General features: G+C 75.1%; 9 protein-coding genes and 1 pseudogene. 9 read left to right on the forward strand and 1 reads right to left on the reverse strand.

Translation table 11 applies throughout. From position 1 onward, the window contains the following. A partial coding sequence (locus ACR807_RS38320; protein WP_438926425.1) for a LamG-like jellyroll fold domain-containing protein occupies positions 1 to 3,203 on the reverse strand: 3,203 nt, incomplete at its 3' end. 216 nt (positions 3,204 to 3,419) lie between these two features. On the opposite strand from ACR807_RS38320, the gene ACR807_RS38325 reads away from it, so the two are divergent. The 9 genes and pseudogenes from ACR807_RS38325 to ACR807_RS38365 all read left to right on the forward strand — a co-directional run. After that, positions 3,420 to 3,860, forward strand: a complete 441-nt coding sequence (locus ACR807_RS38325) for a MarR family winged helix-turn-helix transcriptional regulator (RefSeq protein ID WP_438926426.1) — start codon at positions 3,420 to 3,422, stop codon at positions 3,858 to 3,860. Between the two features lie 8 nt (positions 3,861 to 3,868). Beyond that, positions 3,869 to 4,831, forward strand: a complete 963-nt coding sequence (locus tag ACR807_RS38330; protein ID WP_438926431.1) for a zinc-binding alcohol dehydrogenase family protein — start codon at positions 3,869 to 3,871, stop codon at positions 4,829 to 4,831. 234 nt (positions 4,832 to 5,065) lie between these two features. Further along, positions 5,066 to 5,236, forward strand: a pseudogene (locus ACR807_RS38335) (glycosyltransferase); the annotation flags it as partial. Between the two features lie 75 nt (positions 5,237 to 5,311). Further along, on the forward strand, positions 5,312 to 6,316 hold the full coding sequence (locus ACR807_RS38340; protein ID WP_438926432.1) for a glycosyltransferase: 1,005 nt from the start codon (positions 5,312 to 5,314) through the stop codon (positions 6,314 to 6,316). A 38-nt stretch (positions 6,317 to 6,354) separates the two neighbouring features. Then, positions 6,355 to 7,872 carry an NDP-hexose 2,3-dehydratase family protein gene (locus tag ACR807_RS38345; RefSeq protein ID WP_438926427.1) on the forward strand — a complete coding sequence of 506 codons (1,518 nt, stop codon included), beginning with the start codon at positions 6,355 to 6,357 and terminating at the stop codon, positions 7,870 to 7,872. Next, entirely contained in the window at positions 7,872 to 8,909 is a 1,038-nt protein-coding gene (locus tag ACR807_RS38350) for a Gfo/Idh/MocA family protein (protein ID WP_438926428.1), read from the forward strand. Before ACR807_RS38345 ends, ACR807_RS38350 begins: the two co-directional genes overlap by 1 nt. Then, positions 8,909 to 9,667, forward strand: a complete 759-nt coding sequence (locus ACR807_RS38355) for an NAD-dependent epimerase/dehydratase family protein (RefSeq protein ID WP_438926429.1) — start codon at positions 8,909 to 8,911, stop codon at positions 9,665 to 9,667. The genes ACR807_RS38350 and ACR807_RS38355 overlap by 1 nt, the downstream gene beginning before the upstream one ends. 623 nt (positions 9,668 to 10,290) lie before the next feature. Next, the gene (locus tag ACR807_RS38360) at positions 10,291 to 11,127 is read left to right on the forward strand and encodes an AfsR/SARP family transcriptional regulator (RefSeq protein ID WP_438926430.1); all 837 of its coding nucleotides are present in this window, start codon (positions 10,291 to 10,293) and stop codon (positions 11,125 to 11,127) included. Positions 11,128 to 11,219: 92 nt separating this feature from the next. Continuing rightward, positions 11,220 to 12,277 (forward strand): acyl-CoA dehydrogenase family protein (locus ACR807_RS38365; RefSeq protein WP_438926433.1); only part of this gene is annotated, 1,058 nt, incomplete at its 3' end.

A 12,277-nucleotide genomic window follows, 5' to 3' on the forward strand; every position in this document is an offset into this window, starting at 1 on the left:
CGGGCGGCGTGCTGCTCCGCCACCTCCGCGTCGGTCAGGGCGCGGTCCACGGCGCGGACCTCGTCGACCGAGCCGTGCCAGAAGTCGCCGCGCACGCCGGCGTACCGGGCGCGGCCGATGGCCAGCGGGCCGGTGCCGACCTCGTCCGGGCCGAGCGGGACGGCGGCGGCGCGCACGCCGTCGACGTACAGGCGCGTCTCGCCCGCCGCCTCGTCGCGCACGCCGACCAGGTGGTACCAGCGGCCGGGTTCCGGGGTCGCGGCGAGCGTGGCCCGCCTGCCGCCGGGCACGCTGAACGCCCACCTGCCCTGCCCGTACTGGAGGTAGAACGGGTTCTCCACGCGCCGGCCGTCCTGGCTGACGGCGGTGGCGTAGTTGCCGGGCAGCGAGTCCACCGTCACCCAGGCCGACACCGAGTACGAGCCGGTGGTGTCGAGGACCGGTCCGGCGGTCTGGGCGTAGTCGCCGTCCCCGTCGAACGCCAGCGCCCGACCGCGCACGCCCGTCGTCCACGCCGCGTCGCCGGTGGTGGTCACCGGGTCCGGCGCGCCGGCGGTGTCGGCGCCGTCGCCGTCCAGCGACCACGAGCCCTCACCGTCGTAGGTGCGCTCGGCCGCCGCGGCGCCGGCCGCGACGACCCTCCGGTTGATCTCGCGCACCGGCCCGGGGTCGACCTTGATCTCGCGCCGGTCGTAGGTCCACAGGCCGTTCAGCTCGGTCTCCACGTCGGTGATCTGCGTGTAGACCGAGCCGGACAGCTCCGCGCCGGCCGCGTCGAGGTAGTGGGTCTCCGTGTTCGACACGTACTTCGCGGTCAGCGCGGCCTTGTCGGCGACGCCGCTGTAGATCACGGCGGGCGCGCCGGGCCACTGGTGGCCGGGCGTGCGCAGGGTGAACCCGCCGTGCTCGCCGTCCATCGCGACGCGGGTGGCGTCGGGCCAGGCCGGGTCGGTGTTGTTGTAGTCGTGGTGGTCGATCACGTCACCCTTGCCGGAGTCGCCCTTCGACGCGCAGCAGTTGACGCCGCTGTGCGCGTTGACGACCCGCGACGGGTCCGCGGCCTTGACCGACTCGGCGATCCGGCCGGTCTCCTCGCGGTCCCACTCGCCCCAGCCCTCGTTGAACACCACCCAGCCGATGATCGACGGCGAGTCGTGCAGCTGCTCCACCGCGCGCCGCCCCTCGGTGAGGAACGCCTGTCGGCCGGTCTCGTTCGTGACGTTGACGTTCACGAAGTCCTGCCACACCAGCATCCCGAGCCTGTCGGCGTGGTGGTACCAGCGGGCGGGCTCGACCTTGATGTGCTTGCGCAGTGCGTTGAAGCCGAGGTCCTTCTGCGCCTTGATGTCCCACGCGAGCGCCTCGTCGCTGGGCGCGGTGTTCAGGCCGTCGGGCCAGAAGCCCTGGTCCAGCATGGCCAGCGAGAACACCGGCTCGCCGTTGAGGACGAGCTTCGGGAAGCCCGCGACCTGCCGCACGCCGATGGACCGCATGCCGAAGTAGCTCCGGACCTCGTCCCTGCTGCGGCCGTCTTCGAGGGTCACGTCGAGGTCGTAGAGGTACGGGTCGTCGGGGCTCCACAGGTGCGGGTTCGGCACGGGCAGGGTCAGGTCGGTGCCGGGCCGGCCGGTGACCGTGCCGACCTCCCGGCCCCGCTCGTCCCGGGCGGTGGCGGTGACCCGGGCGGTCGCGGAGGCCGTCGTGGAGGTCACCCGCACGGCGAGCGTGCCCCCGGTGATGTCCGGCGTGGTCTTCACGTCGTCGATCGACCGGTCCGGGACGGGTTCCAGCCACACGGTCTGCCAGATGCCCGAGGACGGGGTGTAGACGATGCCGCCGGGGTTGCGGGACTGCTTGCCGATCGGCTGGTCGTCGCCGGTGGTGTCGGTGACCGCCACGATCAGCTCGTGCCGGCCGCCGCCGCGCAGGGCGTCGGTGACGTCCGCGGTGAACGCGGTGTAGCCGCCGGTGTGCTCGGCGACGAGCGTGCCGTCGACCCAGGCGCGGGCGTGGTGGTCGACCGCGCCGAAGTTGAGCTTGAGCCGCTGGCCGCGCCCGATCCGCCAGTCGCGCGGGACCTCGAAGTGCCTGCGGTAGAACATGTGGTCCTCGTGGCGCTCCAGCCCGGACAGCTGGGACTCCACCGGGAACGGCACGGTGATCCTCTCGGGCAGCCTGCGGCCGAACGGGGGCTGCTGCCCCTCGGTGGCGGCGGAGAACTCCCACTGGCCGTTGAGGTTGAGCCAGTCGTCGCGCTCCTGCTGGGGGCGCGGGTACTCGGGCAGCGGGTTGTTCCTGTCCAGCTCCTCGCCCCACTCGGTCTTCAGCCGCCGGGTGGAGGTGTTGGTCGCGGTGCGGATGACCCGCGGCACGGTCTCCGCGCCGACGACCAGGCCGCCGCCGCCGTCGTAGGTGACGCGGACGCGCTGCGGCTCCTGGACGGTCGCGCCGAGCGCCACGACGACCTTGGTGCGGTCGCGGCGGTCGACGGCGGCGGACTCGACCGGGAACGGCACGGTGTCGACCTCGACCCTCAGGTGCGACTTCAGGTCGCCCAGGGCGGTCACCCGCTGGTCGAAGGCGGCTTCCAGCCGGCGGCCGTCCGGTGAGACGGTCAGGCCGACCGGGTAGACGGGGAAGTCGGCCGGCGGCAGGAACGCCGTCTCCGGGACCGGCTGCTTGGCCAGCGTCGGCGTGGACCAGCGCAGGCGCAGGTTCGCGCCGCCGACGTCCTGGAACAGCTCCATCCGGAAGTCGTGCCGCTCGCCCGCGACGAGGTGGACCGGCGCGCTGTGCTGCTCGACGTCCCAGTCGCCGACCCAGTGGTCGATGACCGGCGCGCCGTCGAGGAACAGCCGGAAGCCGTTGTCGCCGATGGCGTGGAACGCGTAGTCGCCGGTGGCGGGCGCGGTGAGGCTGCCGGTCCAGCGGGCCGTGGTGTGCTCGGTGCGGCCGGTGAGCTGCTGGAACGTGCCGGTCAGGTCGGCGAAGTCGACGTTCGGTTCCAGCGTGGTGCCGCCGGTGTCGGCGAAGTCGCGCGCGCCGGGCGCGGACATCCGGAAGTACTCGCCCTTGAGGCCGTGCGCGGGCGGCGCGGCGGTCACGGGCGCGGGCGGCGCGGCGGCGGTCGCGGGCAGGGGGAGGAACGGGAGGAGCAGCAGTGCCAGGAACAGGGCGACCGGCCGGCGGGCGGCAGGGGGCATGGAGTTCTCCTCGGGGCTCGGCTATGAGGCCCATCACATCGTCGCCCATCTATCCACAGACCTACGCAGAAGACAACAAGAAACTTCACAGATGGGAGCGCTCTCGCAGCTGAACCGCTCAACCTCCGACAGAGGTCTGGACCGTGCACCACGTCGTTACCTTCCAGGGAACTTGATTCCTGGTAATATTCTTCCCGGGCAACGAGTGGAGGCGACATGGGGTTCGACCGGGTCGACTGGGGCATCGGCCTCGTCCGGCTGGAGATCGCGCTGTGGGACCGCGTGGACGCGCTCCTGCGCGCGGAGCACGACCTGGCGCTGTCGGCGTTCGAGGCGCTGCACGTCGTGGCGAGGACGCCCGGCGGCGTGCGGGTGGGCGACCTGGCCGTCGCGCTGCGGGTCACCGTGGGCGGGACGAGCAAGCTCGTCGACCGGGCGGAGCGGGCCGGCCTGCTGGAGCGGCTGCCCGACCCGGACGACCGCCGCGCCGCCCGCGTCGCCCTCACCGACGCCGGGGCGACCGCCCTGGCCGCCGCCACCACCACCTACGACGCCGCCGTGGCCGACCTGCTCGACGGCGTCCTCACCGACGACGAGCAGCGGCGGTTCGGCGAGTTCGTCGCACGGCTGCTGGACCACCTGGGAGGAACCCGATGAGCGGGACCATGCGCGCCGTCGTGCTCGACGGCCCCGGCGACCCGGGCGCGCTGCGCGTCCGCACGCTCCCCGTGCCGACCCCGCGCCCCGGCTGGGTGCTGATCCGGGTGCGGGCGTTCGGGCTCAACCGCTCGGAGCTGCACACCCGGCTTGGCCTGGCGGAGGGCGTCGTGTTCCCGCGCGTCCCCGGCATCGAGGCCACCGGCGTCGTGGTCGAGGGCGACGGCTTCACGCCCGGTCAGCAGGTCGCGGCGATGATGGGCGGCATGGGCCGGGTGTTCGACGGCGGCTACGCCGAGTACACCCTCGTGCCCGCGGCGCAGGTGGTGCCGTTCGAGTCCGCCCTGGACTGGTCGGTGCTCGGCGCCGTCCCGGAGATGCTCCAGACCGCGCACGGCGCGCTGACCACCGGCCTGGACGCCCGCGCGGGCCAGACCCTGCTGATCCGCGGCGGCACGTCGTCGGTGGGCCTCGCGACCGCCGTGCTGGCCAAGGACCGCGGCCTGACCGTGCTGTCCACGACCCGCCGCCCGGAGCGCCTCGCCGACCTCGCGAGGACCGGTGTCGACCACCCCCTCCTGGACGACGGCGACGTGGCCGCGCGGGTCCGCGCGATCGTGCCGGACGGGGTGGACGCGGCGCTCGAACTCGTCGGCACGACGACGCTGCCCGACACGCTGCGCGCGGTGGCCGTGCACGGCGTCGCCTGCTTCGCCGGGATGCTCGCCGAGGAGTGGACGGTCCGCGACTTCTACCCGATCGGCTACCTGCCCCGGGGCGTGCGGCTGTCCGCGTACGGCGGCGACGCCTCCGACCTGCCGCCCGCCGTGCTCCAGGGCTTCCTCGACGCGGTCGCCGAGGGCCGGCTGACCGTGCCGGTGCACCGGGTGTACGCGCTGGACGAGATCGCCGCGGCGCACGCCGACATGGAGGCGGGCAACGCGGTGGGCAAGCTGGTGGTCGTGCCCTGAGCCGGCCGGCGGGCAGCGGCAGGCGGCAGCGGTCGGCGGCGGTCGGCGGCAGCAGCAGCGGCGGTCGGCGGCGGCAGCAGGCAGCGGGCGGCGGCGGCAGACGGCAGGCAGCAGGCGGCGGGCAGCAGGCGGCAGCGGCGATATCCGGGCGCTACGGGCGGCTCCTAGCGTGGGAGGTCGGTCGAGGTGCCGCCCGGACGACCGCTCCGCCCCCTGCCCGCCCGGAGGAGAACGATGCGCGTCGTCCTGCTGACCATCGGCTCGCGCGGCGACGTGCAGCCCTTCGCGGTGCTCGGGGCCGAGCTGCGCCGGCGCGGGCACGAGGCGGTGCTGGTCAGCGGCGTGGACTTCAAGGGCATGGCGGAGCAGGCGGGGATCGGGTTCCGGGCGCTGGACACCGTTCCCCCCGGCTACGCCACCACCCTGCTGACCGACCCGGGGGTGCGGGCCGCGCTGCGGCGGGGGCCGTCGCTGTACCGGATGGCGCTGGCCGCGCCGCGGCCGGACGCGGCGGGGCGGCGGGCCGTGACCGAGGAGCTGGTGGCCGCCGCCGAGGGCGCGGACCTGGTCGTGAACACCACCCTGACCCGGATCGGGGCGCTCGTGCGGCCGTCGGCGCCGTGGTGCTCGGTCGCCTCGTGGCCGACCACCGCGACCGCCGCCTGGCCCGCGCTCGGCGCGCCCGCCCTGCCGCTGGGCGGGTGGTACAACAGGGCGACCCACCGCGCGACCGGCGCGCTGGAGTGGCTGCTGTACCGGCACGAGGTCAACGCCGGCCGGACCTCCGCCGGGCTGCCGGGGCTGGGCCTCCGCTCGCCGTTCCGCGACGACGGGGTGGTCCGGCCGATCCTGTACCAGTTCAGCCCGCACGTGGTGCCGCGCCCCGCCGACTGGCCCGCGCACTGCCACGTCACCGGCTACTGGTCGGACGACGTCCGCTGGGAGCAGCCGGACGCACTGACCGGGTTCGTCGAGGGCGGCGACCCGCCGCTGGTGGCCGCGTTCGGCAGCTCGTGGCTGGTGGGCGGCTCGGCGCTGCTGGCGGCGAGCGTGACCGCCGCGGTCGAGACCGGGCGACGGCTGGTGGTCGTCGGCGGTCCGGACGAGGAGCTGCCCGGCCACGTCGACGCGATCCGCACCGACACCGCGGACTTCGCGTGGCTGCTCCCCCGGGCCGCCGCCGTGCTGCACCACGGTGGCGGGGGCACCACCGCGGCCGTGGTGGCGGCGGGCGTGCCGCAGGTCGTCGTGCCCTGCTACGCGGACCAGCCGGTGTGGGCGGGCCGGATGGCCGCGCTCGGGGTCGCCGCGCCACCGGTGCCCTACTCCCGGCTGACCGGGCGGGCGCTGGCCGCCGCCGTGCGCGCGGCGGTGGACGACCCGGCGGTCGCCCGGCGGGCCGCGGCCCTGGCACGCGCCGTGCGCGGTGACCGGGGCGTCCGCCACGCCGCGGACGTCGTCGAGGCGTACGCCGCCGGGCGGTGACGCCGCTCGGACGTCACCACCCGACCCCTGGAGGCACCGTGACCGCGTCACCGATCACGCCGGGCAGCCCGCTGCGGACCCCGGGACCGGGCCCGGCGCTGCGCATCGCGCGCTCGAACCTGTCCCGGCGGGGCGCGGTCGTGTCCACGCCCGGGTTCCGCGCCTGGTTCGCCGACCGGCTGGACCGCGCGCGGTCCACCGTCGTCACCGGCATCGACTTCGCCGACCTGGTCGGCTGGGGCTTCGCCCCGGGCACCGGCAACCTGGTGCACGACAGCGGCAGGTTCTTCTCCGTCGAGGGCCTGGCCGTGACCACCGCGCACGGCCCGGTGGCGAGCTGGTCGCAGCCGATCATCAACCAGCCGGAGACCGGCGTGCTCGGCATCCTGGTCAAGGAGTTCGACGGGGTGCTGCACTGCCTGATGCAGGCCAAGGCGGAGCCGGGCAACCGCGATGTGCTGGAGCTGTCCCCCACCGTGCAGGCCACCAGGAGCAACTACACGGCGGTGCACCGGGGCCGTGCCGTGCCGTACCTGGACCTGTTCCTGTCCGCGTCGCCGGACACCGTGCTCGCCGACGTGCTCCAGTCCGAGCAGGGCTCCTGGTTCTACCGCAAGCGCAACCGCAACATCGTGGTGGAGGCGCGCGGCGACGTCGAGGTGCGCGACGGGTTTTGCTGGCTGTCCCTGGGGCAGGTGCACGAGCTGCTGGCCGTGGACGTGCTGGTGAACATGAACACCCGCACGGTGCTGTCCTGCCTGCCGTTCACCGGGCCGGACCTGGTGGACGAGCTGGGCTGCGGCGGCGACGGGTTCCGGGCGGCGCTGGCCCGCTCGACCGGGTCGTCCTGGGGTGCGCTGCACACCGACGGCGCGATCCTGAGCTGGCTGACCGACCTGCGGTCGCGCCGGGAGGTCGAGGCGACGCCCGTGCCGCTGCTCGACGTGCGCGGCTGGCACCGGGGCGCGGACCGGATCGCGCACGAGACGGGCGCGTTCTTCGACATCCGGGCGGTCGCGGTGCACGGCGGCGACCGCGAGGTCGCCGACTGGACCCAGCCGATCATCGCCCCGCACGGGCTCGGCGTCGTGGCGTTCCTCGTGGCGCGGTTCAGCGGCGTGCTGCACCTGCTGGTCAACGCCCGGGTGGAACCCGGCTACCTGGACTTCGTCGAGCTGGCGCCGACCGTGCAGTGCACGCCGGAGTCCTACGTGCACCTGCCCGGCGACGCCCGGCCGCCGTTCCTGGACCTGGTGCTCGATGCGCCGCCCGACCGGGTGCGGTTCGACACCGTGCTGTCCGAGGAGGGCGGCCGGTTCTACCGGGCGCTCACCCGGTACCTGATCGTCGAGGTGGACCCGTCCGGGGTGTCCGAGGCCGCCGGGCGCGGCGACGGGCCGTCGCGCTACCGGTGGATGACCGCGGAGCAGGTCGTCGGGCTGCTGCGGCACAGCCACTACGTGAACGTGCAGGCGCGCAGCCTGGTCGCGTGCCTGCACGGCCTGCTGGGCGGGTCGCAGGACGACCCGGTCGCGTCGCGGGGAGGGAACCCCTGATGGCCGGGCGAACGGTGGGCGGGCAGCCGGTGGGCGGGCTGGTGCGGGTCGGGGTGGTGGGCGCGGCGTCCACCGCGTGGCGGCGGATGCTCCCGGCGTTCACCGCCGCGCCGGGGGTGGTGGTGACCGCGATCGCCAGCCGCGACCGCTCCCGGGCGGAGTCCTTCGCGCGCCGGTTCGGCGGCGAGGCGGTCGAGGGGTACGCGGCGCTGGTCGAGCGGGACGACGTGGACGCGGTGTACGTGCCGCTGCCCAACGCGCTGCACCGCGAGTGGGCCGGGGCCGCGCTGGCCGCCGGGAAGCACGTGCTGGCGGAGAAGCCGCTGACGACGAGCGCGGCGGACACCGCGGACCTGCTGCGCCTGGCCGGGGAGCGCGGCCTGGTGCTGCGGGAGAACTTCACCTTCCTGCACCACCCGGTGCACGAGGCGGTGCGGGGGCTGCGCGACGCGGGCCGGCTCGGCGAGCTGCGCGGTTTCACCGGCTCGTTCGGCTTCCCGCCGCCGCCCGACGACGACGTGCGCAACCGGCCGGAGCTGGGCGGCGGCGCGCTGCTGGACGCCGGGGTCTACCCCCTCCGGATGGCGCAGGTGCTGCTCGGCGACGACATCGAGCCGGTGGGCGCGGTGCTGCGGGTGGACCCGGGCACCGGCGTGGACGTGTCCGGCAGCGCGCTGCTGACCTCCGCCGAGGGCGTCGTCGTCACCGCCGAGTTCGGTTTCCGGCACAGCTACACGTGCCGCTACCAGCTGTGGGGTTCGACCGGCCGGTTGTCGCTCGACCGGGCGTTCACGCCGCCGGCGACGCACCGGCCGGTGCTGCGGATCGAGGAGCAGGACCACGTGGAGGAGGTCTCGCTGCCCGCGGCCGACCAGTTCGCGCGGGCGGCGGTGGCGTTCGCGGACGCGGTGCGGGCCGCCCGGGGCGGCGCGGTCCCGGAGCCCCGCGCCGCCTCGGCCGGCACCCGGCGGACCGCCGAGCTGGTCGACGCCGTCCGCGCCGTCGCGCGCACCGTCACCGCGCCCAGGGGTCGTTGATGCGCGTCGTCGGGCGCGGGTTCATCGCGGGCAACCTCGCCGGGATCGCCGACCGGCACCCGGACGCGTGCGTGCTGGCCGCCGGCGTGTCGAGCACGCACGTGACGGACCCGGCCGAGCTGGCGCGGGAACGCGAGCTGGCGGCCGAGGTGGCCCGCCGGTGCGCCCGGGAGGGCCTGACCCTGGTGGTGCTGTCCACCGCGTCGCACGCGATGTACGGCTCCACCGACCGGCCGGCGACCGAGGACGACCCGGTCGACCCGGCCTCGCCCTACGGGCGGCACAAGCTGGCGCTGGAGCGGCAGGTGGCCGACTCGGGCGTGCGGTGGCTGGCGCTGCGGCTGTCGCACGTGGTGGGCGCGGGCCAGCGACCGCACCAGCTGCTGCCCGCGTTCGTCGAGCAGGTCCGCTCGGGGGTGGTCCGGCTGCACCGGGGCGCCCACCGCGACCTGGTGGACGTGCGGGACGTGGTGTCCGCCGTGGACGGCCTGCTGGCGGCGGGTGTGCGCGACGAGGTGCTGAACGTCGCCTCGGGCACGCCGTACCCGGTGACCGGGATCGCCGCGGGGGTGCAGGCCCGGATGGGGCTGCCGGCCCGGCAGGAGGTCGTCGACGCGGTGCCCGTGCGGACCGTCGTGTCGACCGCCCGGCTGCGCGCGCTGCTGCCCGGGTCGGCCCCGGTCGGCGGCCCGGCCTACCTGGACCGGCTGCTGGACGCGTACGTGGCGCGCCACCCGGGTCGGGCGCCGGCGGGGTGAACCGCCGTTCACGGATTTCACCCGTCCGCCGCGCGGTTCGATTTCCGCATTGGCGCGGTCCACCGGAACCGGAAAGGGCGGTCCGGCCTATCGGCATACCTTCGCCCGGCCGAGCCGGTACCCGGGCTGGCGGCACTCGGCGGCACCGGTCGCACGATACCGAATTGCGCCGGCGCACACCGCATTGGCGGCCATCGGGCGTTCACGGTTGACCGGGGCGCGGATTTCCCTAGGAGTATGCGCAGCGGCGGTGGTGTAAGACGGAAGGACCACGGGTCCGCGAATGGCCATACCGGACGTCCCGGTACCGGGGTGTGCCGGGAACTGCCGGAAATTCCACGTCCCACCGACAGGAGGAGATCCGATTTTTGCGGTCCACCAGCGCATTTGCCCCCGCGCCCGCGCAGGTCCCCGTGTTGCGAACTCGTTACGACGAGCCGGGGAACGAATGACCGACGTCGAATGCCGCGTTCTGCACCGTCAAGCCCATTGATTTCCCGGCTATGGACGCAGCACGATGGGAACGCGTTCGCCGCGCCCGCACGGGGCGCGGCGGGATGGAGAGGCACTCTATGGGACGCGCACGGGACACCCGCTCACCGGAACCTCGTATCCGCTTCGGGGTGTTCGGCCCGACCGAGGCCGTGGTGGACGGCGTGGAACTGTCGATACCGGCCGCCCAACAACGCGTCATCCTCGCCGGACTGCTGCTCTACAGCAATCGGGTGGTGTCCATCGACCGGATCGCCTGGTTCCTGTGGGGCGAAGCGCTCCCGCCGAGCGCGGTGCCCACCATCCGGACGTACGTGATGCGCCTGCGCCGGACCCTCGGGCCGCTCGCGGCGGAGCGGATCACCACCAGGGCGCCGGGCTACATGGTCACCGTGCACGCCGGCGAGAGCGATCTCACGACGTTCTTCGAGCTGCACGGCCACGCGGCGGAGCTGGCCGCGGAGGCCCGGTACGCGGAGGCGTCGGCCGCGCTGTCCTCCGCCCTGGCGCTGTGGCGGGACGCGCCGCTGCTCGACGTGCCCTCCTCGGCGTTGCAGGACGTGGAGGTGCCGCCGCTGCTGGAGCTGCGGATGCAGACCCTGGAGTGGTGGATCGACCTGGAGCTCCAGCTCGGCCGGCACGCCCAGCTGGTGCCGGAGCTGTCGCACCTGGTGCGGGCGCACCCGCTGCGCGAGTCGCTGACCACGCGGCTGATGCTCGCGCTGCACGGCGCGGGCCGCCAGTCCGACGCGCTGGCCGCGTTCCTGCACACCCGGAACCTGCTGATCGAGCAGCTCGGCAGCGAGCCGGGGCAGGAGCTGCGCGACGTGCAGCGGCTGGTCCTGCGGACCGACGGCGGTCCCGAGCAGGCCCGGCCGCGGGTGCCGGCGGGCCGCCGCGCGTCCACGAAGGACGGTCACCTGGGCACCCGGTGGCGGCTCATCGGCTCGGCGGGGTTCGGTTGGTGAGCGCGGTCGCCGGGGATGTCGAGGGTGCCGGGGGTGTCGGGGGTGTCGGGGGTGTCGGGGGTGCCGCCTCCCCCGCCGCGCAGGCGGCGCGGCTGACCGGGCTGGTCGGCGACCGGGCCGCCGGGTGGGACCGGACCGGCGTGCTGCCGGTGGACCTGCTGCGCCGCCTCGGCGCGGACGGCCTGCTGTGCGCCGAGGTGCCCGTCGAGCACGGCGGCCTCGGCTGGACGAGCCTGGAGAACGGCGGGTTCACCGCGCACGCGGGCAGCCTCTGCGGTTCGCTGCGCAGCGTGCAGACCTCGCAGGGCATGGCGGCGTGGACCGTGCAGCGGCTCGGCGACCCGGCCCAGCGCGCGGCGTACCTGGCCAGGCTGACCGGCGGCGAGCTGGCCGCCGTGGGGTTCAGCGAGCCGCACGCCGGGAGCGACCTGGGCGCGATGTCCACGACCGTCCGCCCGGACGGCGACGCGGTCGTGGTCGACGGGCGGAAGGTGTGGGTCACCGCCGCGCACTACGCGGACCTGCTCGTGGTGTTCGGCCTGCACGCCGACGGCGGCGGCGCGGCCGTCGTGGTGCCCGCCGACGCGCCGGGGGTGACCGTCGAACGGGTCGCGGAGCCGCTGGGCTGCCGCGCGGCCGGGCACGCCTCGGTCTCCCTGGACGGCGTGCGCGTGCCGTCGTCCGCGGTGCTCGGGGCCGGTGCGGCACCGGGGTTCCTGGTGTCGCTGTCGCTGGCCTACGGGCGCAAGTCGGTGGCGTGGGGCTGCGTCGGCATCCTCCGCGCGTGCCGGGACGCGGCGGTGCGGCACGCGGCGACCCGCGAGCAGTTCGGCCGGCCGCTGGCCGCGCACCAGCTCGTGGCCCGGCACCTGGCGAACCTGGTCAGCGGCGAACGCGTCGCGACCCTGCTGTGCGAGCACGCCAGCCGCTGCTGGGACGAGGGGTCGCCGGAGTCGGTGATCGCCACCCTGCTGGCCAAGAACGAGAGCGCGCAGCGGGCGGTCGAGGGGGCCGCCGCCGCGGTCCAGGTGCTCGCCTCGGCCGGCGCGCGCGACGGGCACGTGGTGGCCCGCGCCCACCGCGACGCCAAGCTCATGGAGATCATCGAGGGCAGCACGGAGATGTGCCAGCTGCTGCTGGCCGAGCACGC

The sequence above is a fragment of the Saccharothrix sabaoui genome, assembly GCF_051756985.1.
Taxonomy (GTDB): domain Bacteria; phylum Actinomycetota; class Actinomycetes; order Mycobacteriales; family Pseudonocardiaceae; genus Actinosynnema.

What these genes read in the sequence shown, in the direction of transcription:
- ACR807_RS38325 (WP_438926426.1), top strand. Translation starts at nt 3,420, where the DNA reads ATGGGGTTCGACCGGGTCGACTGGGGCATCGGCCTCGTCCGGCTGGAG.
- ACR807_RS38330 (WP_438926431.1), top strand. Translation starts at nt 3,869, where the DNA reads ATGCGCGCCGTCGTGCTCGACGGCCCCGGCGACCCGGGCGCGCTGCGC.
- ACR807_RS38340 (WP_438926432.1), top strand. Translation starts at nt 5,312, where the DNA reads ATGGCGCTGGCCGCGCCGCGGCCGGACGCGGCGGGGCGGCGGGCCGTG.
- ACR807_RS38350 (WP_438926428.1), top strand. Translation starts at nt 7,872, where the DNA reads ATGGCCGGGCGAACGGTGGGCGGGCAGCCGGTGGGCGGGCTGGTGCGG.
- ACR807_RS38355 (WP_438926429.1), top strand. Translation starts at nt 8,909, where the DNA reads ATGCGCGTCGTCGGGCGCGGGTTCATCGCGGGCAACCTCGCCGGGATC.